Raw genomic sequence first — 26,514 nt, 5'->3', positions numbered from 1 at the left:
TAAAATGCTAAGCTTCCAGTTGGAAGAGTCCCATGATGGCATTATGATAATGGGCAGGCCGTCCCTCAGTATCAGTAATCTTTTTGTCGCCCAAATAAGAAAACCCGCATTTCACGTAATAGTCTGTAAGTCTTTGATTTCCTGCCGTAGTATCCATTCTTACATATAATTTTTGGTGTTCTTTGGCAAATTGCTTGGACCATTCCACGATTTGTTCTACAAATTTTTGCCCCCGAAAGTGAGGATTGGTGGCAATTCTGTGGATGTATATGGCTGGATCTGCATTTTTGTCTTCCCAAACCTGCTGATCTTCAAAAGTAATGCTCCAGACACAGGCAACCTGCTGATCTACGGTGATTTTAAAAAGTCGGTTTTCCTGGATTTCGGTTTCTATCATGCTTCGTTCAAACTCCGGCCATTGTACACCGGATACTTTTTTCTTAAAATCAGAAGCCATTTTATATAAGTCAAGGATCTCATCAATATCCTGTGGAGAAGTGTTCATTGTCATTATTACCGTTCTTGTTCCCAAAAATACTGAAAAAAGAGCGGATCTCTCCCTGTTATCGTTATTCAGAATGGGTATAAATTCCATCTTGTTCTCATAGTTTCGTTGGGTAGAGTAAATAAAAATACTATTTTTATCGCCCGATAAAGAAAAAACAATTATGCCGACTGATGCTTCCCACAAGCTGATTCCGATGACAACCTTCGTGCTTGAATACTACGCCAACGAAGGGTATGCTGATCTTCAAATTTTAAATTTGATGAATAATTATGCCAATTTTCTAAAACAATCCCTCACTTTGGGAATGTTTGTTCCTGTAGATTCACAAGGAAATGTTCTAAAGGAACCTAAAAACTATACTTCATGGAAATCACTTGAGCATAATGAGGGAGAAAGAAAAGATCTTCTTGGTTTTGAAGAATATGGCGAGTATCAGAAAGCAGAAAGAAAATGTATGTTTGAGGGATTTAAAGTGGGCTATAACGGGTATTCAAAGGTTAGAATTATAGCTTCCTATGATGAGTCTATAGAACTGTCTTTTAATAAAAATGATTTGTTGCCAACAGGATTCAATGATGTGGAATCATTGACTGTTTTTGATGATATCTTTTTGACCTCTAATGCTTTAAATTTAATTGGAATAAAGAATAAGTCATAATTTTTGATAATACAATAATATAAAAGCCCCTTATCACATTCTGATAAGGGGCTTTTTAAATCGTTTTTTCCTGATAAATATTGATAATCTGTTAGATATAAATTATAGAGCTGATCTGTTTTTATAACAATGATTTTACGATGGTTATCAGACTCATGATAATAACCACTACTCCTACTACGACAAACATTTTCTTCGTGGGTAGTTTTGAAGTAAGCATGGCAGAAAACGGAGCTGTAAAAACTCCACCTAAAAGAAGTCCCAGAACAATATTCCAATGATGGATACCAATGGTAAAAATAAATGTAATGGCACTGGTGACCGTCAGCAGGAACTTAGCGACAGTTGAGCTTCCGACCACATAGCGGGGAATTCTTCCCTCCTTGATCAATGTTCCGGTTACTAACGGTCCCCAGCCACCTCCGGCAAAGGAATCTATGAAACCTCCAACAAGTCCCAGTACTCTGAGATTGGTTCTTCTCTTGGACTTGATGCGGTTTTTCTTATTGTCCTTAAAGGCATTTTTCAGGATATTGGCTCCCAAATACAAGGTATAACATGCAATGATGGGCTTTACAATATGGGCATAATGTTCGCCATAGTGAGATAAAGTTAATGCACCAATGACTGAACCTACAATGGCCAAAGGAAATAATACCCAAACCATTTTTTTATTTACATTTCCCAATTTATAATGACTGAATCCCCCTGCAGCGGTTGTAAAAGACTCTGCAGAATGAATGCTGGCACTTACCACAGGTGGCGGAACATTCAATAAAAGCAATATGGTTGTACATATTACCCCATACCCCATTCCCATTGATCCCGCAACGATTTCTGCCATAAAACCGGCAAAAAGCATCCAGTAAAAGATATGATTATCCTGATTAAGGAAATCCTGAATATCACAGGAAAGATTAAACTGATACACCACAAGACCCAATATCCCGAAAAGAAGCATAACTCCTATGATGGCCAGATAGATGTTGGCTTTTCTTTGAGCTATTTTGGTAATATTGATCAGCTTTTCAATTTCAAGATCTGGTTTTGCTGACGAAACGGCTCCATCAGATAAATATTGGGTAGTTATTTTGTTGAGTTCCGTTACTTTATGGTTGAAATCACCTTTTAACTGATTACGTATACTCTGCATATTGTCCAGTACCAGATCCATTTCATCAGGAATTGTTTCTGTGAATGTTTCCCTTAACCTTTTTGCAATGGTTGGAGATTTTCCATTGGTTGAAATGGCAATTTTAAGGCTGCCTTTTTTAACGATTGAACCCAGATAGAAATCACATAAATCAGGTTTATCGGCAATATTAACCAATACATTCTTTTGATGGGCATCATTGCGGATCTGTTCTGCCAGTACAATATCATTTACAGCTATAATTGCCAGATCTGTGTCATTAAAATCATCATTATTGTAGGCTCTTTCATGCAATGTTATATTGGCAAACTGATCCTGTAGGGACCTTACTTCAGGAATAATTTCACTGGCGACCAGCCTGATGGAAGTTTCGGGAGAATTACCAAGTACAGATTCTAGCTTTTCGAGGGCAATTTTCCCTCCACCGATGATCAGCAATGATAATTTTTCTAGCTTTAAAAATACGGGATATAAAGAATTACTCATCTTGATTACAGTTTTAAATCATACGTAAAAGCGAGATAATATAAACCTCCAATTTCAGGTCCAGCTGCATATTGGAAGTAACGTCTGTTCAGTAAATTGGTTGCCCCAATTTTTATATTGGCGTGTATTTCAGGAAGCTTCCAGGTAGCTTGTGCATCAATGGTATAATAAGCGGGAATATCTCCTGAAGCTAAGGGGCTTTCCCAAGCAAAATTGCTCTGCCATCTTGCTACAATCGTAAATCCTATATTTCTGATGATTTCCCTATTCCCTACACTTACATTCACCATCCATTTCGGGGTATTGAATGCGGTAATAAACAAGTCTGAAGTATTGTTGGAGGCAAGATCATTATAAGATACATTAGCATTAACGTTATAATTTCGAACGACATTATATCGGATGCCTAGTGAAGTTCCGTAACTTTTGTACCTATTATTACTATTTGTATATACTCTGTATCGGTCTTGTTTGCTTCGGTCAAGCATGGCGAGGATAGCCGTATTGCTTCCCACCTGACTGTTTTTAGGAACAGCGACTTCTACCTGCCCAAGAAATCCTTCATAGATGTTGTAGTAAAAATCCCAATCCAATACCAGTTTATTATTAAAGAAAACAGATTTATAGCCTACTTCAAAGGAATTGATTTTTTCCGGTTGCAATTTTTGGAGATTGGCAACAGTTAAAAGTTGTTGATTGTCCTGAGCGGCCTGGCTTTGGCTTTTTCCTCCGTCTACATCGGCATTTACTGCAGAAGTAAACCTATCTATGGATGCCAGTGTGTAGGAATTTTCCAAATACCCTAATCCGTCATTTACTTTAGAGAGTCCTCCTACTCTTCTTACATTTCCGTTATTGACAAAGGAAAGGGCTTCAAACAAGGATGGAAATCGGTATCCATTTTGAAAGGATGCCCTGAAATTATGTTGATTAACGGGAGAATATACAATGCTGATTCTTGGATTAAGCTTGGCTTCAAACTCCGGATTTCTGTCGATGCGTAAAGCTGCATTAAGTTTTAACTTATCATCAAAGAAAAGCTTGGTAATCTGAGCAAAGGCACCGTACTTTTGATAAATAACATCCTTACCAAATGTTCCGTTAGATAAAGGGATATTTCTTTCTGTAACAGGTCTGTTGAAGTCTACAAAATTATTTCCGTCAGGTGTTATGCTGTACAAACGGTAATCTATACCGGCAAGAAGATTGAATATTTTTACAAATCTGCTGAGATCATACGTAAGTTCTCCCTGATAAAAACGGGATTTCTGTTCAAGTTTGGCACCTCCTGTTGCCGGAGCTCCGGCAATTCCTGCGTTGGCAGAGTCCCAGTTATTAATTCCAATAATGGTGTTTTTTAATTGTTCAAAAGCAGAGGTTCCGGGTACTACTCTATTTTTGTCTGCTTCCTGTCGGGCAAGAATAAAAGCTTCGTTAAGACCTCTTCCGGCATTGATGTTATTTTGTAATGTTGTCTGGAAAATATTCTTCCAGTTGTTATTTGAAAGGTTCGTTAGATCAAGATTATCTGCCAAAGGTTTCAGGTTATAAGAATCTCCTGTATTTTCTATGGAAACATAGGCCCTGAAAGTAAGTTCTTTGCCGGTAAGTTCTACCTTATGGTTTTGAACGGTAGCATTTTGTAAACGAATTTTATTTCCTCTTTGAAAGGTCCCGTCCAGCAAACCATATCGGTAAACATAGGATGCTTTCCACTGGTCGCCAAAACGATAATATAATCCGGCATCGAATTTTATATTCTTTACTTCCGGGCTTACCAAATCTTTTTCAAAATATCCGGATCTCGAAACATTGAATGTTGTCGGCTTTCCATTGTAATCCACTTTTACGGCAACGCGGTTATTTCTTTCATCACCGTATTTGTTCCAAAGATCTTCTGAGGGATTATTGGCTAGTGAAAAATTGGGGTTGGCAGTGATGAACGAATTAGGATTCTGATCTGTATGGTTGTCTGAAATCCAGTCTGTTCCACTAAAGTAAGAAGCGTTTACCTTGATGGCAAAATTTTTATTGAATGCTTTTGCAAATCTGATGGCACTCTCTCCCAGAGAACTTATTTTATGATTGAAATTGTCTACATGATTAACCCCGCCCCGAAAGTATACACTTAATCCCTGAGAGGTAAATGGATCTTTCGTCTGGAGACTGGCCAACCCATTGATGGCGTTCATCCCATACAACGCGGAAGCAGCTCCCGGCGTAACTTCCATAGACTGAATATCCAATTCTGTAGGACCAATTGCATTTCCCAAAGGAACACCTAATGTTGCAGATTGTACATCTACCCCATCCACCAGCTGCATAAACCGGAAGTTATTGGGAGAATTAAATCCTCTGGAATTAGGAATTTTCAGGGTAAGGCTGGAGGTAAGCAACTGTAATCCTTTTACGTTTTCCAAGGTCTCATAAAAAGAAGCTGCCGGACTTTCCCTGATTGTTTTGATATCAATTTTTTCAATGGCAATCGGAGATCTTAATACTTTTTCCGGAACACGTGAAGCAGAGATCACCACATCATCAATAATAGTGTTTTGTGGATTAAGCCCAATGGTTAGTTTATTGGAAAGAGAAAGTATTTCCACTGTTTGATGGGAAAAACCATCTTTATTGATAGCCAATCGGAATGGAATGGTAACCCTTGTTCTTATCTTAAAGTTTCCAAGTTGATCGGTGGAAACGGTATCCTGTGTATTTTCAATCTGTACCTTTACAGCATCAATTCCTTTTTGGGTTTCTGTATTTTTAATAATTCCGCTTACTTCTATAAGCTGCTGTGCCTCTGCTAGATTGCAAAATAAAAATGTAATTAATATAAGCCCTGTTTTAGGCAGAAAATATCCATGTTTTTTGTTTTTCATTTTTCTTCATTTTTTAAGTTAAGAATGAAGCTGTTTGAACCTTGATGTCTTTGAAGAATAATGACATCGCTTATCTTTAACCATAAAAGGGACAAAAGTTTTTTAACACTTTAGGTATTCTAAGTGAGATACTTTATCTTAAGTCCTATGGAACCTGATATCCCAATTGGAGTACCGAGGATGCCCCCTCTTGATGAAAGGGTTCTGAGTATCCTGCAAAAGTTAAATTATGGTTGAAATAAGTTGAAACAGCTTATATGTTGTCATTGTTTAAGAATCAACAACACATACACATTCGTTCACTTAAAATTAAAAGAAGAGATTGCTGTTTTTTTAGTTTTTTCAGATCATAAAAAAGGCTTGTCATATATTCAGTTTAAAGTTTTTAAGTAGCGGTATGAAAAATCACCAAATGTTTCTTCTGTAAGTCTTTTCTGTACATAAATTCCGAAAAGTTCGTCAAGAGTAGTCAGAATTTCCTCTTCACCAATATTTTCCCTGAATTTTGTATTCAATCGCATTCCCAGCCTGTCTCCACCAATATGGAGGTTGTATTTACCGTAGGCTGTTCCTACAAATCCAATTTCAGCATTGGGAGATCTACCACATCCATTGGGGCATCCGGTCATTCTAATGGTAATATCATCCTGTAAAAGGCCATGTTTTTCAAGAATGGGTTCTATTTTGGTTACCAATGACGGTAAATAACGCTGTGCTTCTGCTAAAGCCAATGAACATGTATTTAAAGCAACACAGGCAACAGAATTCTTACGCAGGGCACTTGCTTTTTCTGTGTACTCTGAAATTCCATATTCCTGTAACAGGCTTTCCACTTTTGCTTTATCGTCTTCGTTGATATCTGCAAGGATCAGGTTTTGGTTACAGGTAAACCTGAAGTTGGCTTCAACGGTTTGGGCAATCTTTAATAATCCTGATTTTAAAGGATATTCTTCGATATCCAATACTCTTCCATGCTCTACAAACAATGTATAAAACCATTTTCCCTCATGATTTTGTGTCCAGCCATAGCGGTCTTTTCTCTGTTCAAACTTAAATACTCTGGCAGGCTCAAAGCTAAATCCGGTTCTTTTCTCTACTTCGGTTCTGTACTGATCTATTCCAAGCTTATCAATGGTATATTTTAATCTTGAAAGTTTTCTATCACTTCTGTTTCCGAAATCGCGTTGTACTGTTATGATCTCGTATACTGCCTGTAGGGCCTTTTCTTCGGAATCTACAAATCCAAGTACAGAAGCAAGGCGTGCATAGGTGGCTTCATTTCCGTGGGTAGCTCCCAGCCCTCCTCCGGCAGCAATATTATAGCCTGCAATCTGATTATTCTCAATAATGGCAATCAGGGCAATATCATTGATAAATACATCTACATCATTATTGGGAGGAACCGCAATACCAATCTTCAGTTTTCGGGGAAGATATCTGTCCTGATACAAAGGGTCTTCTTCTGCTTTTCTGTCAACAATCAGTTCATCATCAATCCAGATATCATAATAAGATTGTGTTTTAGGGAGACACATTTCACTTATTTTACCTGCCAGTTCATAGGTTTGCTGATGTAAAGGAGATTCTGATGGGTTTGCTGTACAGGTAACATTTCTGTTCACATCACCACAGGCCGCAATAGAGTCAAGATGATTTAGATTAAAGTTCTGAATGGTTGGCTTTAAATGGGACTTTAAAATACCATGCAGCTGAAGCGTCTGTCTTGTTGTTATTTTTATGGTTCCTGTAGAATGGTCCTGGGCAATTTCATTCACTCCGATCCATTGATCTGAGGTTAAAAATCCGCCGGGAAGCCTAAGCCTGATCATATAGGAATACAGCCATTCCAGTTTTTTGGAGACACGTTCTTCTCTCCTGTCCCTGTCGTCCTGCTGATACATTCCGTGAAACTTGATCAGGGTTTGGTCATCTTCTCTTATGGCTCCTGTGAAGTCGTCTGCGAGGCTGTCTTTTAATGTACCCCTGAGTCCGTTACTTTGGGTTTTAATCCTTTCTACAGGGGAAAGGTTATCTTTATTGCTCATAATTGTTTTTTTAATGTTACGACTGGTCTTTTTAATAAACATCTTTGGCATATCGGCCGCTAAGCTCCATTTCCTCTAAGTAATGAAGAGCTTCTTCCTTGCTTCGTTTTCCCTGATGCTGAATAATATTTAAAAGAGTGTTTTCAACATCCTTACTCATAGGATCTTTGGTACCGCATACATACACTGATGCTCCTCCCTCAAGCCAGTAAAAGACTTCCTGTGCTTTTTGTTCCAGTTTGTGCTGAACATATATTTTCTCTTCAGTATCTCTTGAAAAAGCAAGATCCAAATGAGTCAGACTGCCGGTTTTAAGAAAATCCTGAAGCTCAGATTGATAGATAAAATCTGATACAAAGTTCCTGTCTCCAAAAAAGAGCCAGTTTTTCCCTTCTGCTCCAATGGCATCACGCTCCCAAAGAAAAGATCTGAAAGGGGCAATTCCGGTTCCCGGCCCAATCATGATGATATCCTTATCAGGTTCCGGCAATTTGAAATGCCCTGCATCCTGAATGTAGAACTCAATATCTTGCTCCTCACTGAATTCGCTGAGAAACCCACTGCATAAGCCATTATGTTTCTGATGATCTATGAAGAATTCTGATTTTGCTACGGTGATATGTACTTCATTTTCACCATGAGCTTCCAGAGAAGATGATATGGAGTACAGACGAGGCGCCTGACCTGTAAGGCTCTGGATAACTTCTTCAAATTCCTCCGCATTTTTCACGGGATAAATTCTAAGCAGATCGAGAAGACTTAAACGAACTTCCGGAATAGAATGACCCGTAATCTTTGCATATTGGATTACCACGGTTTTTAGCAAATAGCTAATATTAAGATGCTTATGCAATAACTCTTCTACGGTATCTGTAACTTTTGAAGTTTCAATCTTTTTATTGGAATCAATTCCCGTTAATGCAATAATTTCATCAACAACTGTTTTGGAATTGAACGGAATAATCCCTAGGGCTGCACCGGGTTGATAAGCTAGGTCTTCTTCTGTTTCTATTTCTATATGGTAAGTCTCTTTTTCAGAGGTAATATCATTGAGGTTAATGATGGTTGATATTTTCCCCAGATATTTTTTTCTTCCTGTTGAAGCCTTTTGTGCTGGTATGTTTTTGATACGGTCTGTTGAGTTTTTATGAATACTTTCAAAAACATGTTCTATCCAGCTTTCCGCATCCTGTTCGTAATCAATATCACATTTTTTTAATGGAATGATTCGCTGAGCCCCCAGAATTTCAAAGCGGGCATCTACATCTTCTCCTGTTTTGCAAAAGAGAGGATAACTGCTGTCTCCCAAAGCCAAAACTCCAAATTTAAGATGGGTGAGATTGATTTCATTTTCATAGATATAATCATAGAATTTCTTGGCAAGAATTGGAGGATCTCCTTCGCCCTGTGTACTGATCACGACAAAGAAAAATTTTTCTTTTGTAAGATCTTTGGGTTTGTATTGAGAGAGATCGGTCAATTTAACCTGAACTCCTTTTTTCTTAATGATTCCTGCCAGTACTGTTGCCAATTTTTTACTGTTTCCGGTTTCTGTTCCGTAGGCAAGTGTAATTTTCCTAACTGTATTTTGTTCTGTAAAACCTGCTTGCAACGGTGGTTGTACTGCAGTAAGAGGCGCTCCGGCAAGACCTGCCAGATATCCGCTTGCCCAGATGGATTCATCTCTGGAAAAATCACTGGAAATTTGTTTCAGTGTGTTTAATTTCGTTTCAGACAGCATATTCGAAGAAATTTTGAGTTTTTGGGATGAGACTTCCGTTTTCTACCGATTTAAAATAAAGACCTTCCTGCTCTGCATTTTCAAGCCAGGAGAACTCTTCGTGCAGGTTCACTATTTTGCCTATGATGACTAATGATGGCGATGCAAAGTTTTTATCACCCAGAGTTTTTCCAAAATCATCAAAAGAAGCTGTATATACCTTTTGAAAAGGAGTTGTAGCCTGCTCGATTACTGCAATTTTTTTCTCTTTTGAAACTTCTAATGCAATAAATTTTTCTACAAGTTCAGTAAGGTTCCCTTTAGACATATAGAATACAAGGGTATCATTAGTAATGGCGAGTTCCTTCCAATATTCATCCGTAAGGATCTCAGATTTATAATAAGTGAGAAAACGTACTGATGTAGCATATCCTCTGGCTGTTAAAGGCATTCCGGCATAAGCAGCGGCACCCAATGCGGCTGTAATTCCGGGAATAATCTCGTATGGGATATGGTTTTGCTTCAACGCCTGTAGCTCATCCAAAACATTGGAAAAGATGGAAACATCCCCGCCCTTAAGCCTTACCACTGTTTTATTCTGAAGGGCATAGTCCACCATTAAAGTATTGATAAGAGATTGAGGAGTTGATGCATTTTTGCAGCATTCTTTACCTACGTAGATGATTTCCGTATTTTTATTGACATAGGTCTCTAAAATTTCAGGACTTACCAAGCGGTCAGATAAAACAACATCTGCCTTGGCGATGGCTTTTACGGCTTTTACTGTGATCAAATCAGGGTTGCCGGGCCCTGCACCGATAAGGTAAACCTTAGGTGATTTTATATTTGTATTCATTGAAGTCGGTGTTAATTAAAGGATTTAGAAGAGTCCCTCAATGGAAAGATACCTTTCGCCGGTATCGTAATTGATGGTGAGAATTTTAGCTCCGGATTCTATTTCCGGCAAATGTTTTGCGATGGCAGCCAAAGCCGCTCCTGTAGAGATTCCTACAAAAAGACCTTCTTTTTTTGCTGCGTTCAGCGCATATTCATACGCTTCCTCTTTTCCTACTGTGATGACACCGTCCAGAAGAGTAATATCCAAAATGGATGGAACGAATCCGGCTCCCAGACCTTGTAATGGATGTGGTGCAGGGCTTCCTCCACTTAGTACCGGAGATAGTTCAGGCTCTACAGCAATTACTTTAGTGTTGGGATATTTTTCCTTTACTACCTGTGCAATTCCGGTGATATGACCGCCGGTTCCTACACCTGTAATGATGTAATCCAGACCGTCCGGAAAGTCCTGTAGGATTTCCTGTGCTGTGGTTTGGGTATGTACCTGAACATTGGCAGGATTGTCAAACTGCTTCGGGATCCATGAGTTGGGTGTTTCCTGTGCCAGTTCATTGGCTTTTTCGATGGCCCCCTTCATTCCTTTTTCTCTTGGAGTAAGTACAAATTCAGCACCGTAAGCTTCCATGATTTTACGGCGTTCTATGCTCATGCTATCCGGCATTACCAGAATAAGCTTATATCCTTTTACAGCAGCTACCAATGCCAGTCCTATTCCTGTATTTCCACTGGTAGGCTCTATAATGACGCTGTCTTTATTAAGTAGTCCTTTAGCTTCTGCATCTTCAATCATGGCCAGAGCAATTCTGTCTTTAATACTTCCGCCAGGATTGCTTTTTTCCAGTTTGATCCAGACTTCATGATCTGAATTGAATAGCTTATTGATTTTTACGACTGGTGTATTTCCAATCGTTTCTAGTGTATTCTGAAATTTCATACCAATACAATTTTTTGTTTTTTCTGTTTTTATATGACAAAGGTTAAAGATTCTGGTAATGAACTGTTATCCTTTATTTTTATTTCACTTTTATGATAGACCAGAGAATGGGGAGGAACGTCCTGTGTAATCCATACATTTCCTCCGATAATGCTTTCTGTGCCTATTGTTGTATTCCCGCCCAAAATGGTGGCTCCGGAATAAATAATAACATGGTCCTCAATATTGGGATGCCTTTTTTGATTGGCTTTTTCTTTAGAAACATTCAAGGCTCCTAAAGTGACTCCCTGATATATTTTGACATGATTGCCAATGACGGTTGTTTCTCCAATGACAATTCCGGTTCCGTGGTCGATGAAAAAATATTCTCCAATGACTGCTCCCGGATGTATATCTATTCCTGTTTTGCTGTGTGCATATTCTGAAATTACGCGGGGTAAAACCGGAACTTCCTGATTCCAAATCTGATGCGAAATACGATATACGTAGGTCGCAAAATATCCGGGATAAGCAAGGTGGATTTCTTCTAAAGAGCCTGCTGCCGGATCAAATTCCAGGATAGCTTGTGCATCCTGATGAAGATGATCATATATTTGGGGAAGGGCTTCAAAAAAAGCTGTCACCTGTACTTCGGTAAGGTCTCTATCTCCAGTTATTGTATAGATCAGGTTGAAAAGATGATCCTGTAGTTTTGCAAAATCCTGCTTCAATTGATCCCTTGTATTGTCTTGCTGAGGAAGAAACAATATTTTATACAAATCTGTTACAAAAACCTTTACTCTTGCTCTGTCAAAGAATCCATGAGTTTTATTTTGCTTACTTTGATGAATTCTTTCAATTAAATGATTTGAAACTAGCATTTTTTACTGAATTATACAGGCTGCAACAGTAGAATGAGAGGTTTCATCTACTAAAATTGCAGAACCTGTTCTTTTGTTATTGATAAAACTATCGTACACCAACGGTTGCGCAGTTCTTATGGTCACTTTTACCACTTCATTGAGTCTGATATCGTCACTGGCTTTTTCTTGTGTAAGAGTGTTGACATCAATCTTGTAATCTACTTCCTTTACTACAGCTTTTACCACTCTGCTGTTTTGCTGTAATAGATACTTATTTCCGGGTTGCAATGATTTTTGATCAAGCCAGCATAGCAGAACTTCCAGATCTTTTTCTACAACGGGAAGCTGTTCTTCGGTGGCAAAAATATCACCTCTGCTGATATCCAGATCATCGGTCACATGAATAACAACAGGTTGTCCCTCGAATGCCTCTTCTGTTTCAACTCCATTGATCTCAATCTTAGCAATTTCACTTGTAATCCCTGCCGGAAGTATATGGATCTTATCTCCTTTTTGGAATTTTCCGCTTAATACCTGTCCTGCATATCCTCTGTAGTCATGCAGCTCTTCAGTTTGAGGCCGAATCACATACTGAACCTGAAAGCGGCTGCCGTTATTCAATTCTTCATTCAATGTCACTTCTTCCAGATATTCCAAAAGAGAATCTCCCTGATACCAGTCTGTATGAGAGGATACGGAAACAATATTGTCTCCTTTAAGGGCAGAGATCGGAAAATAACTTACCTCATGTAATCCGAGGCTTTCAGCAATTTTTGAATACTCTTCTTTTATGCTTTCAAATACTTCCTGTGAATAATCTACCATGTCCATTTTATTAATGGCTACGGCTACTTTCTTCAGTTTCAGTAGTGAGGCTATAATGGAGTGTCTTCTTGTTTGTTCAATGACGCCTTTTCTGGCATCGATCAGGATGACCATCAGATCAGAGTTTGAAGCACCTGTGATCATGTTACGGGTATATTGTACATGGCCCGGAGCATCGGCAATAATAAATTTTCTTTTTGAAGTTGAAAAATATCTGTAAGCAACATCTATGGTGATCCCCTGTTCCCGTTCAGCACGAAGTCCGTCCGTTAGCAGAGCAAGATCTACCCCGTCATCATTTTTGTTTTTAGAATGTTTTTCAAGGACTTCCAACTGGTCCTGTAAAATACTTTTGCTATCGTATAGCAGTCTTCCGATAAGGGTACTTTTACCATCATCTACGCTTCCTGCTGTTATAAATCTTAGAATATCCATCCGTTTTAATTATGAGTAATGAGTGAGTTTAATAAACAAAGAACTGTTATTCCTGTTACTGATTGCTTATCTAGAAATAACCTCCTTTTTTGCGGTCCTCCATGGCTGCTTCTGTAACGCGGTCATCAATTCGGGTTTCTCCACGTTCAGAAATTCGGGTGGCTACAATCTCTTCAATAACAGCATCTATCGTTGTTGCTTTAGATTCTACTGCTGCAGTGCATGTCATATCTCCTACGGTACGATATCTTATCTTTTTTACTGCTATTATATCATCTGTTTCCAGGGAAGCATGATGAGAGTTGGCAATCCATTGTCCGTTAAGGTCTACCACTTCTCTGTCGTGCGAAAAGTAAATAGAAGGCAGATCAATTTTTTCTCTTCGAATGTAGTTCCAGATATCAAGTTCTGTCCAGTTACTGATTGGGAAGACCCGTACATTTTCGCCTTTCTGGATTTTTCCATTGAAAATACTCCACAATTCAGGACGTTGAAGTTTGGGATCCCATTGTCCAAATTCATCTCTTACCGAGAAAATTCGTTCCTTGGCACGGGCTTTTTCTTCATCCCTACGTGCTCCGCCAATGCAGGCATCAAATTCAAATTCTTCTATGGTATCAAGTAGTGTATAGGTCTGCAGCCAGTTTCTGCTGGGAAATTTGCCCTTAGGCTCAGTTAAGCCTTTCTTTTCTATTGTATCTTCCACTTTACGTACCACAAGATTAACATCTAACTGATTGACAAGCTGATCCCGGAAATTTAATACTTCAGGGAAATTATGTCCTGTATCTACATGAACAAACGTAAAAGGTATTTTCCCATAGCGAAATGCCTTTGAAGCCAGATGAGCAAGCACAATACTGTCTTTTCCTCCACTAAATAAAAGCGCCGGACGTTCAAACTGCCCTGCAACTTCCCTTAAAATGTAAATAGATTCAGCTTCCAACTGATCCAGATAGTTTAAATGATATGTTGACATATTTTATATTTTTTATTGATGAATATGTAGGCCACATTCCTTTTTATTGGCATCTTCCCACCACCAGCGGCCTGCTCTGAAATCTTCTCCTTCTTTAATGGCTCTTGTACAAGGTTCACATCCAATGCTTACAAATCCTTTTTTGTGCAGATAATTGTAAGGTAGATGATTGTCTTTAACATAGTCCGTTACCTGCGCTGTACTCCAGTGAAGAAGGGGATGATACTTAATGATCCTGTTATCTTCATCCCATTCTAATGAGGGCATATTCTGCCGGTTTGAAGAATGTTCTGATCTTAATCCCGTTATCCATACCTTGTATCCTTTTAACGCAGATTTCAAAGGATGTACTTTACGGATTGTACAGCATGCTTTCCTCTGCTCCACAGATTGATAAAAGGAATTGGGCCCATTTTCTGCTACAAACTTTTTCAGTTCTTCAGTGTCAGGATAATAGGCTTTAATATCCTTTTTAAAGAATGCCTTCGTAGAAGCCCATGTTTCATAGGTCTGCTCAAAAAGTCTTCCGGTATCCAATGTGAAAATATCTACGTTCAGATTCTTTATCAGATGAGTGATTACCTGGTCTTCATAGCTGAAGCTGGTTGAAAAGATGACTTCGTTCGGAAACCTTTCCACCAGTACTTGTAAAAAGTTGGTTTGAAAAGATCCCTCTGTAAGCTCTTCCTTAAGATTTTCAAATTCATTTTTCAGACTATTTTCCATTTCCATTTGAAATTTGTTCTTGCAAATATATATAAAATTCTATAACTCCTATCAAATTAGTAGAATTTAAATAAAAAAAATTATTTTTTGTTTATAAACGTAGTCAGAGTGGCCTCCATCATGCTTTGTCTGGTTTTTTCACGGACAATAATAAGTTCATTTCTAAGATAACATGTTGCTTCATCTACACAATCATCACACGCTTCATAGAAGTTTAAGGATACGCAGGGAGTTAAGGCGATAGGTCCGTCGAAAATGCGGTAAATGTCAGCCAATGAAACGTCATCCGGAGATTTTAACAGATAATATCCGCCTACCTTACCTTGCTTGCTATTGACAAGTTTGGCTCTTTTAAGCTCCAGAAGAATTTGCTCTAAAAATTTTTTGGGGATGTTTTCATCCTGTGCAATAATAGAAGTGGGCAGAAAGCCTTGATTGTAATTTCTTGCTAACCTGACCATGGCTTTTAGCGCATATTTGCAACGTTTGGACATCATAATGTACGCAAGTTATAACAAATTATCTGATTAATGAAATGTTTTAGATTCTACCCAGAAGAATTACGGATAATATTTTTCCATAGATAGAAAGTAATTATAGGAAGAGTGCTGAGAAAGCTGAATTGTTATTCTTGCTTTTTCAGCACCCTTTATTTATTGTTTTAAATTTCATTTTTTGAAAATAAAAAATATGCTAATTCTGAGTTTTCCCTTACCAGGTTTTCAATTCTGTTAAATCCGCTCTTCATCAGAACTTTTTGGGAACCAATATTATCAAGATCTGTTACAGCAACGACGTCTTTCTTTTCATTTAAAGAAAGGGAATGTTGGGTGAGTGCTTTGCAAACCTTAGTTCCAATTCCTTTGCCCCAGTAATTCTCATCTAAAGTATATCCTATTTCTGTTTGATCAGGATTATCAAGAAAAACTCTGGCCAGACACATTCCAACAAAATTATTATTCTGAGCATCAAATATTCCCCATCTGCTTAATTCCCCTTCTTTATAATCTGCTAATGCTTTTTCAAACATCTCTCTGTATTCTTCGGGTGTTTTATAGGGCAGGTAGCGGGTAACATTTATGTTATCAAAAAGGGCAAGAAACAAGGAAAACTCTTGAGGCGTAAATTCGCGGATGATGATGGTATCGTCTTTATAATGCATGGAAATAAATGTGATGTTATAGTAATAGAATAAAGGTACATAAATAAATTAAAAATCGCTGTAAAACCTGTGATAATACAGTCTACCAATTGATGGATAAAGAATTCATGAGGTTAAGAAGAAATATGTCTGCTTTCAAAGCTGCCATACTGTTCACCAGTTTCGATCTTTTAAGTTCCAGAAGAATTAAGCATAATTCTTTTTTCAATAGATCGGAAATAATGAAGGGTACAAACAGTACAAAATTGTAACTTTAAGCTTTTAAAATAAAAAGTATTCATAATATATGTTTTCAGCACAAACCTATCAAGACAGAAGAGCCGTATTACAAAATAATGTGGCTAATGGAATTTTATTGTTTTTAGGAAATATAGAGAATCCTGTAAATTTTGAGCATAATCCTTATTATTTCCGCCAAGACAGTACCTACTTATATTATTGGGGAGTTCAGGAGCCCAAAATTGCAGCTATTATAGATATTGATGAAAATAAGCACATTGTTTTCGGAGATGAACTGAGTATAGATGACATCGTATGGATGGGCAGACAGGAAACCTTGAAAGAGAAATGTTTGAAGTCCGGAGTACAGGAAACCTTACCCTATGCAGAACTTTCTCAATATATTTTAAAAGCAATAACATCAGGGAGAAAGATACATTACCTTCCACCCTACCAGTCTTCAAATAAAATTATATTGGCCGACCTTCTGGGGGCTAAAATAGCCGACCTTCAACCTTCTGTAGAGATGATTAAGGCTATTGTAAAGCAAAGATCTGTAAAAGAAGCTCAGGAGATAGTACAGATAGAACAGGCAGTAAATGTATCCAATGAAATGCACCTTTTGGCAATGCGTATAGCAAAACCCGGTATTAAAGAATATGAAATAGCAAATGCCATTCAATACCTTGCTGCTAATAAAGAGTGCCAGATGTCTTATCCTCCGATCGTTACCATACATGGAGGTATCCTTCACAACCATTACCGTCTCAATACTTTGAAAGATGGAGATCTTTTTCTTAATGATTCCGGAGCTGAAACAGCAATGGGATACGCAGGAGATCTAACCAGAACATTTCCTGTAAGTACCTCTTTTAGTACTAAACAAAAAGAAATGTATGAAGTGGTTCTGAATGCTTTTAATAAGGCACAACAGCTTCTAAAACCCGAAATGCAATTTAAAGATATTCACCTGAAAGCATCCCAGCATCTGGTAGAGGGACTTATTGATTTAGGATTGATGAAAGGTAATCCTGAGGAAGCAGTACATAACCATGCACATACCCTATTCTTCCAATGTGGATTAGGGCACCAAATGGGGCTTGATGTACATGATATGGAAGATCTTGGTGAACAATATGTTGGCTATACCGAAGAGGAGCCAAAGGATACCAAAACGTTTGGACTTAAATCTTTACGTTTAGGAAAAGCTTTGGAATCAGGATTTGTAGTAACGGTAGAACCAGGTATTTATATGATCCCTGAACTGATCGATATTTGGCAGTCAGAAAATAAAAATGCTGATTTCATTAATTATGATAAAGTAAATGAATACCGTGATTTTGGAGGAATACGTATAGAAGATGATTTCCTGATTACCAATGATGGTTACAGGCTTTTGGGGAATGGATTAATCAAAACGGTTGATGAAATTGAAAATTATAGAGCAGAACATTTAGCTTAAATACAACATTTTCCTTTGGAAGAAAGATAAAACAAAGCCTCATAATAAAATATGAGGCTTTGTTTTATGGTATTATCAAGTATATTTCCTATTCAAAAAACAATTATTATCCTTAATTTTGATTCAGCATCACTAAAATCATTCATGTGAAACTACCCCTTTCCTACTATTCCAATCAGGATGTACTTTTTATGGCTCAGGATCTGCTGGGCAAAGTATTGTTTACAGAAGTTGACAGCCATATTACCGCAGGTGTTGTTGTAGAAACAGAAGCTTATTTTGGAGTAAAGGATAAAGCATCTCATGCCTATGGGGGCAGGCGAACAGACCGAACGGAGACGTTATATCACCATGGTGGAGTTTCTTATGTATATTTATGCTATGGGATTCATCACCTGTTCAATATTGTAACCTCTGTTGAAGATGATCCACATGCTGTATTGGTGAGGGCTATTGAACCCTTGATTGGTAAGGAACTCATGGAATTAAGGAGAAATATGCCTGCTTGCAAAGCTGCTATTTCCTCAGGGCCCGGATCTGCTGCAAAAGCTTTGGGAATTGATCGTTCTTTTAACAAAAAAGATCTGGCAGGAACTGAAATCTGGATTGAAGATCATGGCATTTTTTATCATCCAGACGAAATCATGGCAGGACCTCGTATAGGGGTTGCTTATGCACAGGAAGATGCTCTGTTACCCTGGCGATTTTTTGTGAAAGGAAATAAATACGTGAGTAAGCCCAATAAAATATAAATATCACGATTCATGAATTGTTTGATAAAATTCTTTGTAATAAGTGACAAGTTGATCAAGAGAAAATCCGCGATTTAACCCACTGGTATTGGGTAAAACCCATACTTTAGCTCCACAAAAACCCTCCGGCTGTTGTCCCCATTGGATCTCTTTTTTTTTAGAAAAAGCCTTGTAAGCAGCTTTACCAAGAAAAGCTACATATTTAGGTTGGAATTCCAATATTTTGTTGGTGAAACTTTCAAGTGCATCATCAAACTCTTCTTTCGAAAGTTCGTCAGCACGAGAAGTTGCTCTTGTTACAGCGGTTGTTAATCCATACCCAAAATCCAGAATAGAAGTATCGTTCACAGGCTCAATTTCGTAATGAGTAAAACCTGACTGATGAAGAACTTTCCAAAAACGGTTGCTCTTTCCTGAAAAATGATGACCATCATTTGATGATTTTAAACCGGGATTAATTCCACAAAAAATAACATTGAGATGGGGAGTAATGATATCTGTTAGCATAGCTGAAATGAATTAAATACAATAGATCCGCACTTATTTTTTTACTGCTTAAAGGTATTAATATTCAATGATATTTAAACCTGGATTTGATATCAAAATGTCCATCGTTTCACGGTAGGTATCCTACGTTTCACCAGTTATTTTTACCGTGTCACGTGATTTACTCTGCTGAATATGAATAGATAACGGTAATTTCGCAACAATAATGTAGTTGAATTATTCTATTGTAGAGAATCATTTAAACGTAACGATATTCTTCATACACTAGATTTTCATTCTGAATATCATTAAAATAAATATTATGAACTGGATTGCATTAATCATTGCAGGAATTTTTGAAATCGGATGGCCATTGGGTCTTAAACTCTCTCAGCAACCGGAAAATAGTAAATGGAACTGGATCATATTTTCGATAGTATGTATGACGGTGAGTGGCGGATTTCTCTGGTATGCTCAGAAAAGCATTCCTATTGGAACAGCCTATGCCGTCTGGACAGGAATAGGTGCAGTAGGAACTTTGGCGGTTGGTATTCTGTTTTTTCAGGACTCTGCAAGTATTTTAAGACTATTGTCTGCATTACTGATTGTAGTAGGAATCGTTGGACTCAAGCTTTTTTAATATAAAAGTACGCTTACTAAAAATAGAAATTGGCTTAAGATCATTACTGATTTAAGCCAAAACATTATTCAACATTGGAATAATAAACCAACCTCATTATATTTATATTGTTTAATCTCATCGCAGGAAAATTATACTGTAAAATATTTTGATACTTTCCTGATTATTATGTCTCTCTGCTTCCACAAGAGATCTATTTCAATCCTTAAGATGATACTTCAAATTTGGGTAAATGGATAGAGATACGGAAAAATTATCTATCAAGGGAGAACTATGGTCTATAATTGGTGAAGAGAGAGATTAAAGATCAATAAATGGTTTATAGGTTCTGCCAATAGGTAGTTTTTTTCCTTTAATCTGAACGGTACTGGCCGATTTTTCTTCTACCTTGGGTTTGGATATAATATAGGATTTATGAATACGGGTAAACATTTTCGGGTTTAGGCTCTCCTCTATTTTACTAATCGGCATTTTGAACGTAAAAGTGTCTGTCTTGGTATGAATATTAATGTATTCTCTTAAGCTTTCAATATAAAAAATATCCTGTAGGATAATCTTAACCTGCTTTTTACCGCTGCTGATGAATATATAATCACGCTCGGCCATTTCCAATAAAGCATCCTCTGCTTCCATTAAGTATTTAAACTTTCCAATCGAGGTAACAAATCTGTCATAAGGAATAGGCTTCAGGAGATAGTCTGCAATATCCAGTTCATATCCTTCTACTGCATATTGATGATAGGCTGTTGTTACAATAACAAACGGAGGGTTCTTAAGCTTTCGTAAAAAATCAAAACCTTTTACCACCGGAAGATGGAGATCTAAAAACATCAGATCTACCTCATGAATGTTTAGAAGATTGTTGGCATACACTGCATCAGCACATTTGCCAACAAGGTTCAGTTCTGGATCCCGGGAAATAAAGGTTTCCAGAATTTCCGCAGCAATGGGTTCGTCTTCTACAATAATGCAGTTGTATTTTTTAGGAGCTGAATTCATCATTGAAATCTATAATGAGTTGTACAATATATCTGTCGCTTTTATTTTCTACAGTAAGTATATATTTAGGATAAAGCAGTTCCAGTTGTCTGCGTATGTTTTTCAGGCCTATTTTAGTGGAATGTTCATGTGGTCTTTCTTCCTTGGAGTTTTCTATAAAATAAGTCAGAATTCCATTTTTCAATTGAATGTCAATATGGATAAATGCATCACCCAGACTTTCAGAAATGCCATGTTTAAAAGCATTTTCTATAAATTGAATCAGGATAAGCGGTGATATTTTCTGAGAATCGTTATCAATATCTTCATGTAAACTGATGCTCAGGTGATGGTGTCGTATTTTCTGGATCTGTATAAAATCCTTAATGTTTTCAATGTCCTTTTCAATCGAAATATTTTTTTCTGCAGCTTCATAGATGTTGTATCGCATGACCTTTGACAGCTGAAGAATAACATCAGGAGTTTCATCGGCCTTTTTAAGGGCCATTCCGTAGATGTTATTCAATGTGTTAAACAGAAAATGAGGATTGATCTGAGCCTTGAGCATCGATAGTTCCTGATCCAGTTTTTCAGATTTCAATTGTGAAATCTGGTCCTTTAAAAGGTTTTTCTGCCTTGTAATTTCAATTCCAAATACCAATCCCACCATAAAAATAAGATCCATAAATGAATTGAATGCCACCAAACCATTGATATATCCTGATTTCTGCTTACCATCCAACATTTCTGTAACGCCATAGATATAAGGATAAATAATATAATGAGTAAGAAACCGATGTCCCAGAACAGCTATTATTACCATAAAAATAGAAAGAAAATACTTGAAGAAAATATGAGCATATACTTTCTCATAAACATATAATAAAGAGTAAGCAAGAGGGATTTTAACCAAAAGATACCCTAATTCCAGAATGAGGGTATTCTGAAGTCTTATCTGCCATTGGAAATTTGGAAACTGATATCTGGACCAGTAAAAGTCGAGATAAACCTCCAGTATATAATACAATATCCAAAAGAGCAAATGAATCCGCAGCTTAGATTTTAGGTCTGATTTCAAGCTTATGATGGTTTTAGATGGTAAAGTAATATTGTTCAGTCAAATATAAAAATATAAAGGCTACCAAATCTAGCTATTCATCTACAAACTACCATTATTTTTTCTGCCTGAGAATGATACTTCGGGAAATATAAGATTGAAAAAACAAAATATCAGCAGAACGTTAAATTCAATACCGTTGGTTCCACCACCTACAACAAACCATCCGTTCTGCCAATGAACGAAATAAATTCCTAAAATAAAGATCACCATATTGCCAATGGCTACAGGTTTAAGATATCGATCAAACCAAAGCAATGGAACAGAGACAAGATGTATCAATTTGACAATCCACGCAAGATAAAGCCCTGCCGGACTGAATCCGATGGCATTCAGGTATTGAAGTCCAAAGGTATTGACATCTCCGCTAAAGATAGAAATCACACTATGCATCAGCAAAATGACAGATAATGCTAGTCTGAGATAGTAGTTTTTTTTCATAAAACGAAAGTACATGGTGTGAAAAGGAGTTTTTAGATATTGTATATCAACTCCTTGTAAATGTATATGAAAGGTTTTGTCATAGAAAAAGAGCAGTAAAATTCATTACTGCTCTTAAAATATCAAATAAAATTATTTTACTCTAATTCTGGCTTAAGCTTTTCTTTAAAAAGTCTTCCAATTCTTTACCGTGAAGATTTTTAGCAATGATAGTCCCCTCACCATCAATGATGACATTAAAAGGGAGTTCATCAACTTCATAGGATTTTGCAACCGGACTTTTCCAGAACTTCAGATCACTTATCTGTAACCAATTGATATTGAATCGGTGTATTGCTTTCTGCCAGCTGTCTTTATTCTTGTCCAAAGAAACCCCAAGGATTTCAAACTTATTGCTTTTTACTTGTTCGGCATAGGTGTCATACAACGTTTTCAGTTCAGGCTGTTCTTCTACACAGGGGGCACACCAGGTTGCCCAAAAATCGATAAGGACCAATTTTCCCTTTAATGTTGAAAGTGAAAAAGAATTTCCATCTGCCTTGGGCATTGTAATTTCAGGAGCTTTCTTCCCAATTTCTATTTTGCTGTTTTGGGCCCGTACAAGTCCCGAAAAAATGATGAAAAATAATACTGTAAAGTGAGTTCTCATATTAATCATTTGTTGGATAATCTTTATCTAGCCAATCCGTTTTGATGTTTTTGGGAAGGTTCAAAAGTTTTGCATTTTTGAAGCCCATTTCCATTAAAAGGTTAAAGGCTGGTCGAATATTCGGGCACTTTACAAAAGGGCAGCATCCGCAGTAAATGACAACTTCCCTATTTTTAGGAATATCCTTAAGGTAATTTTTTAATTTTTCAAGGTTTTCAGGTTCATGAGTCGGGCCAATGTCTATAGAACCCTTAATGATGGCCTCAGGACCTACTGAAATGATTAACAGATCCTTTGTTTTGTGTTTTACAATTCTGGAAGCCAATAATGCAGGATCCATCAACTGACTTTCTTTCCACGGATTCTGTGTTTGCTGCGCCTGTCCAAAAATTGAGCAGACAAAGCATACCATAATAAACAAATACTTCATACTTCTATTTTTCACAAATATATAAATGATTTGTTGGATGGTAAAAAGCTATAAGCTGTATTTTCCTGATGGTGACTGGATATTTTAAACATCTATATTCTTTTTCGGAGTGATATGGACTACATTGGAGGCTCCCGGTTCTATAATAAGCCTGGTTCCTAATCCTCTTTCCTGTTCCCGACCTTCGATGGCGGACCCTGTTGCTAGTGTTAACTTCCCCTGAAAAACAGGATGTGGCGGTATTCAATTTCCTCTTCCTCAAGCTGAATGATGATGGACGTGGCATCAATTCTATGGCGTGTTCCATCTTTTGCGACTGCAAATGCAGCATATTGTTTAAGCTCTTTCATTTTTTTCAGATAATGACCTTAACAAAGATAAAATTTAAGATAAATCTATTTTGGGTATTTTAATTTTTACTTAAAAAAGTTAAAACAGCTTTGTGGTTTTATGTATTGAAGTACAAATATTTTATACATTTATATAAAGTATTATTAATTAAAAAAATACCCTTGAAATGGAAGAAACATTTCAGCCAGATGCTATAATCATAGGAACCGGATTGGCAGGGCTCACTGCTGCGATGGAAATAACCAATGCAGGAAAAAAAGTACTGTTGCTGGATCAGGAAACCGAACAGAATATTGGCGGGCAGGCATTTTGGTCATTTGGAGGTCTTTTTCTGATTAATTCTCCACAACAAAGAAGAATGAGAATCAAGGATTCCTATGAACTTGCCTTACAGGACTGGAAAGGCACCGCAGGCTTTGACCGTCATGAAGACTACTGGCCCCGTAAGTGGGCTGAGGCTTATCTCAAGTTTGCTGCTGGTGAAAAATATGAATACATTTCCAAGCTGGGAATCAAGCTGATGTTTATGGTGGGGTGGGCAGAACGTGGTGACGGATCCGCTGCTGGTCACGGAAATTCGGTCCCTCGTTTTCATGTGAGTTGGGGAACCGGAACTGGTGTCATAAAACCCTTTGTGGAAAAAGCATATGAAGCTCAGAAAAAAGGACTGTTACAGATGAAGTTCCGGCATCGGGTTACTGAATTGATTACAGAAAATGGAAAAATAAAAGGCCTTAAAGGAGATATTCTGGAAGGCGATAATAAAGAAAGAGGCGTTGAAACCAATAGAAATATAATTTCACAGTTTGAATACACAACATCTCACATCATTATTGCCTCAGGAGGAATAGGCGCCAACCATGAGCTCGTACGAAAGAATTGGCCTGAAAGACTCGGTAACCCTCCCGAAAATATGGTTTGCGGAGTGCCTGCCTATGTAGATGGTAAAATGATTGGTATTGCCGAAAATGCAGGGGCAGACATCATTAACCGCGATAGAATGTGGCACTATACAGAAGGATTACAAAACTGGGATCCAATCTGGCCCAGCCACGGAATCCGAATACTGCCGGGACCATCTTCCTTGTGGTTTGACGCAAAAGGAAATCGTCTTCCTGCCCCTTTTCTACCGGGATTTGATACCTTAGGAACCCTGAAATACATACAGGATACAGGATATTCTTATTCTTGGTTTATCTTGACACAAAAAATTATTAAGAAAGAATTTGCCCTGTCAGGTTCAGAACAAAATCCAGACATCACCAATAAAGATTATAGTCTTTTTTTGAAAAGGATTTTTGGTAAAAAGGCGCCTGGGCCTGTAGAAGCCTTTAAAGAACATGGTAAAGATTTTATTGTATCGGATAATTTGAAAAATCTGGTGGAAAAAATGAATGAGCTTTCCGGAGATCATCTATTGAATTATGAAAAAATAAAATCACAGATCGAAGCAAGAGATCGAGAATTGGATAACAAATTTTCCAAGGATACACAGGTTAATTACATACGGAATACCAGAAATTATTTAGGAGATAAACTCGGACGTGTTGCTGCTCCACATAAAATACTTTCCCCGGAAAACGGACCTTTAATTGCAGTCCGTCTTAATATTTTAACCCGAAAAACCTTGGGCGGAATAAAAACCAATCTGAACGGACAGGTATTAAGGGAAGATGAAAGTATTATCGATGGGCTTTATGCTGCAGGAGAAGCCTCAGGTTTTGGCGGTGGCGGAATGCATGGTTACCGTGCTTTAGAAGGAACATTCCTTGGAGGGTGCATTTTTTCAGGAATGAAGGCCGGAAAGTATATTGCAGGATTAAAGGAATACTGAACCAATTTATAAAATGGAAATATGAGCAATTATTATAACGATAAGGTAGTCTGGATTACAGGAGCGTCTTCAGGAATTGGTAAAGCCTTGGTAAAAGAGTTAGCCAAAACAAGTAATGCTAAAATTATTCTTTCATCCAGAAAAGAAGAACAGTTATACGAGATTGCAGAAAGTGAAGGCCTTACGGTGAATCAATATGCGGTGATTCCTTTAGATTTAAAGAATTATAAGGATATGCCTGATATTGCATCCAAGGCTGTTGAACACTTTGGTAAAATAGATATTCTCATTAATAATGCAGGATTATCCCAACGCTCTCTTGCAATGGAAACAGATATTGAAGTTGATAAACACTTAATGGATATCGATTTTATCGGAACAGTAGCTTTAACCAAGGCTATTCTACCCTATATGATAAAAAATGGCGGCGGGCAAATTGCAGTAGTTTCCAGTCTTATGGGAGTATTCGGTGCTCCTATGCGTAGTGGATATGCCGCTGCTAAACATGCCTTACATGGTTTCTTTGATGCTTTGCGAGCAGAATTATATGATAAAAATATTGTAGTTACAATCATTTGTCCTGGTTTTATACAAACCAATATTTCTATACATGCTGTTACCGGTGATGGTTCAGAACAAGGAACGATGGATGATGCTACCATGAAAGGAATGCCCGTGAACGTTTTTGCAAAAAAAATGCTGTCTGCCATTGCCAGAAAGAAAAACCAAAAAGCCATTGGTGGCAAGGAAGTCGTAGCAGTGTATTTAAAGAGATTCTTCCCCGCATTATTAGCAAGGATTATCCGTAAAGCAAAGGTAGTCTAGAATAATTTTCATGCGATAAATCTATATTTAAATTTTGATGAAATTTTAAATTTTCTGAAATAATGCGCTTTCCTCCTGATACAGAGTTTTTCATGATGATTTTAATGGCTTTTTGAGATC

Annotated in this window: 26 protein-coding genes; 6 read left to right on the top strand and 20 right to left on the bottom strand. The window is 37.5% G+C overall.

Annotated features, from left to right (window positions below; translation table 11 throughout):
- Positions 1-7 precede the first annotated feature (7 nt).
- On the bottom strand, positions 8-595 hold the full coding sequence (locus tag SCA31_RS00960; protein WP_410694932.1) for a GNAT family N-acetyltransferase: 588 nt from the start codon (positions 593-595) through the stop codon (positions 8-10).
- A 73-nt stretch (positions 596-668) separates the two neighbouring features.
- On the opposite strand from SCA31_RS00960, the gene SCA31_RS00955 reads away from it, so the two are divergent.
- On the top strand, positions 669-1,166 hold the full coding sequence (locus tag SCA31_RS00955) for a hypothetical protein (RefSeq protein WP_410694931.1): 498 nt from the start codon (positions 669-671) through the stop codon (positions 1,164-1,166).
- A 121-nt stretch (positions 1,167-1,287) separates the two neighbouring features.
- Here SCA31_RS00955 and SCA31_RS00950 read toward each other — a convergent pair whose 3' ends face one another.
- The 12 genes from SCA31_RS00950 to SCA31_RS00895 form a co-directional block, all read right to left on the bottom strand.
- The gene (locus SCA31_RS00950) at positions 1,288-2,805 is read right to left on the bottom strand and encodes a TSUP family transporter (RefSeq protein WP_410694930.1); all 1,518 of its coding nucleotides are present in this window, start codon (positions 2,803-2,805) and stop codon (positions 1,288-1,290) included.
- A 5-nt stretch (positions 2,806-2,810) separates the two neighbouring features.
- Positions 2,811-5,684 (bottom strand): TonB-dependent receptor, encoded by a 2,874-nt coding sequence (locus SCA31_RS00945; protein WP_410694929.1) that lies wholly within the window; start codon positions 5,682-5,684, stop codon positions 2,811-2,813.
- 371 nt (positions 5,685-6,055) lie between these two features.
- On the bottom strand, positions 6,056-7,729 hold the full coding sequence (locus SCA31_RS00940; RefSeq protein ID WP_410694928.1) for an NADPH-dependent assimilatory sulfite reductase hemoprotein subunit: 1,674 nt from the start codon (positions 7,727-7,729) through the stop codon (positions 6,056-6,058).
- Between the two features lie 31 nt (positions 7,730-7,760).
- Positions 7,761-9,470 (bottom strand): sulfite reductase flavoprotein subunit alpha, encoded by a 1,710-nt coding sequence (locus tag SCA31_RS00935; protein WP_410694927.1) that lies wholly within the window; start codon positions 9,468-9,470, stop codon positions 7,761-7,763.
- Positions 9,460-10,305, bottom strand: coding sequence for a uroporphyrinogen-III C-methyltransferase (cobA, locus tag SCA31_RS00930; RefSeq protein ID WP_410694926.1), 846 nt, complete (start codon positions 10,303-10,305; stop codon positions 9,460-9,462). The genes SCA31_RS00935 and cobA overlap by 11 nt, the downstream gene beginning before the upstream one ends.
- A gap of 24 nt (positions 10,306-10,329) precedes the next feature.
- Complete coding sequence (gene cysK / locus SCA31_RS00925) at positions 10,330-11,241, bottom strand: cysteine synthase A (RefSeq protein WP_410694924.1); 912 nt, start codon at positions 11,239-11,241, stop codon at positions 10,330-10,332.
- A 29-nt stretch (positions 11,242-11,270) separates the two neighbouring features.
- Positions 11,271-12,101, bottom strand: coding sequence for a serine O-acetyltransferase EpsC (gene epsC, locus SCA31_RS00920; RefSeq protein WP_410694923.1), 831 nt, complete (start codon positions 12,099-12,101; stop codon positions 11,271-11,273).
- A 3-nt stretch (positions 12,102-12,104) separates the two neighbouring features.
- Complete coding sequence (locus SCA31_RS00915) at positions 12,105-13,343, bottom strand: sulfate adenylyltransferase subunit 1 (protein WP_410694922.1); 1,239 nt, start codon at positions 13,341-13,343, stop codon at positions 12,105-12,107.
- A 70-nt stretch (positions 13,344-13,413) separates the two neighbouring features.
- Entirely contained in the window at positions 13,414-14,322 is a 909-nt protein-coding gene (cysD, locus tag SCA31_RS00910; protein WP_410694920.1) for a sulfate adenylyltransferase subunit CysD, read from the bottom strand.
- 12 nt (positions 14,323-14,334) lie between these two features.
- Positions 14,335-15,048 carry a phosphoadenylyl-sulfate reductase gene (locus tag SCA31_RS00905; RefSeq protein ID WP_410694918.1) on the bottom strand — a complete coding sequence of 238 codons (714 nt, stop codon included), beginning with the start codon at positions 15,046-15,048 and terminating at the stop codon, positions 14,335-14,337.
- Positions 15,049-15,128: 80 nt separating this feature from the next.
- Entirely contained in the window at positions 15,129-15,545 is a 417-nt protein-coding gene (locus SCA31_RS00900) for an RrF2 family transcriptional regulator (RefSeq protein ID WP_106915619.1), read from the bottom strand.
- 164 nt (positions 15,546-15,709) lie between these two features.
- Positions 15,710-16,210 carry a GNAT family N-acetyltransferase gene (locus SCA31_RS00895; RefSeq protein ID WP_410694916.1) on the bottom strand — a complete coding sequence of 167 codons (501 nt, stop codon included), beginning with the start codon at positions 16,208-16,210 and terminating at the stop codon, positions 15,710-15,712.
- Between the two features lie 286 nt (positions 16,211-16,496).
- Between SCA31_RS00895 and SCA31_RS00890 the strand changes: the two genes are divergently transcribed.
- Both SCA31_RS00890 and SCA31_RS00885 read left to right on the top strand, forming a co-directional pair.
- Positions 16,497-17,891, top strand: coding sequence for an aminopeptidase P family protein (locus SCA31_RS00890; RefSeq protein ID WP_410694914.1), 1,395 nt, complete (start codon positions 16,497-16,499; stop codon positions 17,889-17,891).
- Positions 17,892-18,037: 146 nt separating this feature from the next.
- Positions 18,038-18,643: a DNA-3-methyladenine glycosylase gene (locus tag SCA31_RS00885; protein WP_410694912.1), complete on the top strand. Its 606-nt coding sequence runs from the start codon at positions 18,038-18,040 to the stop codon at positions 18,641-18,643.
- 3 nt (positions 18,644-18,646) lie between these two features.
- Here the strand turns inward: SCA31_RS00885 and mug are convergent, their stop codons facing one another.
- Entirely contained in the window at positions 18,647-19,150 is a 504-nt protein-coding gene (gene mug / locus SCA31_RS00880) for a G/U mismatch-specific DNA glycosylase (RefSeq protein ID WP_410694910.1), read from the bottom strand.
- Between the two features lie 301 nt (positions 19,151-19,451).
- Here mug and SCA31_RS00875 point away from each other — a divergent pair, with 301 nt between their 5' ends.
- Positions 19,452-19,769: a DMT family transporter gene (locus tag SCA31_RS00875; protein ID WP_410694908.1), complete on the top strand. Its 318-nt coding sequence runs from the start codon at positions 19,452-19,454 to the stop codon at positions 19,767-19,769.
- 300 nt (positions 19,770-20,069) lie between these two features.
- On the opposite strand, the gene SCA31_RS00870 is transcribed toward SCA31_RS00875, so the two are convergent.
- From SCA31_RS00870 to SCA31_RS00845, 6 genes are all read right to left on the bottom strand, one after another.
- Positions 20,070-20,771 (bottom strand): LytR/AlgR family response regulator transcription factor, encoded by a 702-nt coding sequence (locus tag SCA31_RS00870; RefSeq protein ID WP_410694906.1) that lies wholly within the window; start codon positions 20,769-20,771, stop codon positions 20,070-20,072.
- Positions 20,752-21,825 carry a sensor histidine kinase gene (locus SCA31_RS00865; protein ID WP_410694904.1) on the bottom strand — a complete coding sequence of 358 codons (1,074 nt, stop codon included), beginning with the start codon at positions 21,823-21,825 and terminating at the stop codon, positions 20,752-20,754. The genes SCA31_RS00870 and SCA31_RS00865 overlap by 20 nt, the downstream gene beginning before the upstream one ends.
- 81 nt (positions 21,826-21,906) lie before the next feature.
- The gene (locus SCA31_RS00860) at positions 21,907-22,305 is read right to left on the bottom strand and encodes a DoxX family protein (RefSeq protein WP_410694902.1); all 399 of its coding nucleotides are present in this window, start codon (positions 22,303-22,305) and stop codon (positions 21,907-21,909) included.
- 142 nt (positions 22,306-22,447) lie between these two features.
- A complete protein-coding gene (locus SCA31_RS00855; protein WP_410694900.1) occupies positions 22,448-22,954 on the bottom strand; it encodes a TlpA family protein disulfide reductase in 507 nt (168 codons plus the stop codon).
- Between the two features lies 1 nt (position 22,955).
- Positions 22,956-23,384, bottom strand: coding sequence for a rhodanese-like domain-containing protein (locus tag SCA31_RS00850; RefSeq protein ID WP_410694898.1), 429 nt, complete (start codon positions 23,382-23,384; stop codon positions 22,956-22,958).
- Between the two features lie 209 nt (positions 23,385-23,593).
- On the bottom strand, positions 23,594-23,734 hold the full coding sequence (locus tag SCA31_RS00845) for a hypothetical protein (RefSeq protein WP_410694896.1): 141 nt from the start codon (positions 23,732-23,734) through the stop codon (positions 23,594-23,596).
- A 167-nt stretch (positions 23,735-23,901) separates the two neighbouring features.
- On the opposite strand from SCA31_RS00845, the gene SCA31_RS00840 reads away from it, so the two are divergent.
- Both SCA31_RS00840 and SCA31_RS00835 read left to right on the top strand, forming a co-directional pair.
- The gene (locus tag SCA31_RS00840) at positions 23,902-25,569 is read left to right on the top strand and encodes an FAD-binding dehydrogenase (RefSeq protein WP_410694894.1); all 1,668 of its coding nucleotides are present in this window, start codon (positions 23,902-23,904) and stop codon (positions 25,567-25,569) included.
- Between the two features lie 21 nt (positions 25,570-25,590).
- The gene (locus SCA31_RS00835; protein WP_410694892.1) at positions 25,591-26,394 is read left to right on the top strand and encodes an SDR family oxidoreductase; all 804 of its coding nucleotides are present in this window, start codon (positions 25,591-25,593) and stop codon (positions 26,392-26,394) included.
- The last annotated feature ends 120 nt before the right edge of the window (positions 26,395-26,514 follow it).

The sequence above is a fragment of the Chryseobacterium sp. SIMBA_028 genome (genome assembly GCF_046535285.1).
Classification (GTDB): domain Bacteria; phylum Bacteroidota; class Bacteroidia; order Flavobacteriales; family Weeksellaceae; genus Chryseobacterium.
This window is presented reverse-complemented; position numbering and strand designations above follow the sequence as displayed.

Coding starts and splice junctions, on each gene's coding strand:
- SCA31_RS00940 (WP_410694928.1), bottom strand. CDS start 7,729: ATGAGCAATAAAGATAACCTTTCCCCTGTAGAAAGGATTAAAACCCAA.
- cysK (WP_410694924.1), bottom strand. CDS start 11,241: ATGAAATTTCAGAATACACTAGAAACGATTGGAAATACACCAGTCGTA.
- SCA31_RS00890 (WP_410694914.1), top strand. CDS start 16,497: ATGTTTTCAGCACAAACCTATCAAGACAGAAGAGCCGTATTACAAAAT.
- SCA31_RS00895 (WP_410694916.1), bottom strand. CDS start 16,210: ATGCATTATAAAGACGATACCATCATCATCCGCGAATTTACGCCTCAA.
- cobA (WP_410694926.1), bottom strand. CDS start 10,305: ATGAATACAAATATAAAATCACCTAAGGTTTACCTTATCGGTGCAGGG.
- SCA31_RS00860 (WP_410694902.1), bottom strand. CDS start 22,305: ATGAAAAAAAACTACTATCTCAGACTAGCATTATCTGTCATTTTGCTG.
- SCA31_RS00960 (WP_410694932.1), bottom strand. CDS start 595: ATGGAATTTATACCCATTCTGAATAACGATAACAGGGAGAGATCCGCT.
- SCA31_RS00935 (WP_410694927.1), bottom strand. CDS start 9,470: ATGCTGTCTGAAACGAAATTAAACACACTGAAACAAATTTCCAGTGAT.
- SCA31_RS00835 (WP_410694892.1), top strand. CDS start 25,591: ATGAGCAATTATTATAACGATAAGGTAGTCTGGATTACAGGAGCGTCT.
- SCA31_RS00905 (WP_410694918.1), bottom strand. CDS start 15,048: ATGGAAAATAGTCTGAAAAATGAATTTGAAAATCTTAAGGAAGAGCTT.
- epsC (WP_410694923.1), bottom strand. CDS start 12,101: ATGCTAGTTTCAAATCATTTAATTGAAAGAATTCATCAAAGTAAGCAA.
- SCA31_RS00945 (WP_410694929.1), bottom strand. CDS start 5,684: ATGAAAAACAAAAAACATGGATATTTTCTGCCTAAAACAGGGCTTATA.
- SCA31_RS00840 (WP_410694894.1), top strand. CDS start 23,902: ATGGAAGAAACATTTCAGCCAGATGCTATAATCATAGGAACCGGATTG.
- SCA31_RS00850 (WP_410694898.1), bottom strand. CDS start 23,384: ATGAAGTATTTGTTTATTATGGTATGCTTTGTCTGCTCAATTTTTGGA.
- SCA31_RS00855 (WP_410694900.1), bottom strand. CDS start 22,954: ATGAGAACTCACTTTACAGTATTATTTTTCATCATTTTTTCGGGACTT.
- cysD (WP_410694920.1), bottom strand. CDS start 14,322: ATGTCAACATATCATTTAAACTATCTGGATCAGTTGGAAGCTGAATCT.
- SCA31_RS00870 (WP_410694906.1), bottom strand. CDS start 20,771: ATGATGAATTCAGCTCCTAAAAAATACAACTGCATTATTGTAGAAGAC.
- SCA31_RS00900 (WP_106915619.1), bottom strand. CDS start 15,545: ATGATGTCCAAACGTTGCAAATATGCGCTAAAAGCCATGGTCAGGTTA.
- SCA31_RS00875 (WP_410694908.1), top strand. CDS start 19,452: ATGAACTGGATTGCATTAATCATTGCAGGAATTTTTGAAATCGGATGG.
- mug (WP_410694910.1), bottom strand. CDS start 19,150: ATGCTAACAGATATCATTACTCCCCATCTCAATGTTATTTTTTGTGGA.
- SCA31_RS00915 (WP_410694922.1), bottom strand. CDS start 13,343: ATGGATATTCTAAGATTTATAACAGCAGGAAGCGTAGATGATGGTAAA.
- SCA31_RS00955 (WP_410694931.1), top strand. CDS start 669: ATGCCGACTGATGCTTCCCACAAGCTGATTCCGATGACAACCTTCGTG.
- SCA31_RS00845 (WP_410694896.1), bottom strand. CDS start 23,734: ATGAAAGAGCTTAAACAATATGCTGCATTTGCAGTCGCAAAAGATGGA.
- SCA31_RS00950 (WP_410694930.1), bottom strand. CDS start 2,805: ATGAGTAATTCTTTATATCCCGTATTTTTAAAGCTAGAAAAATTATCA.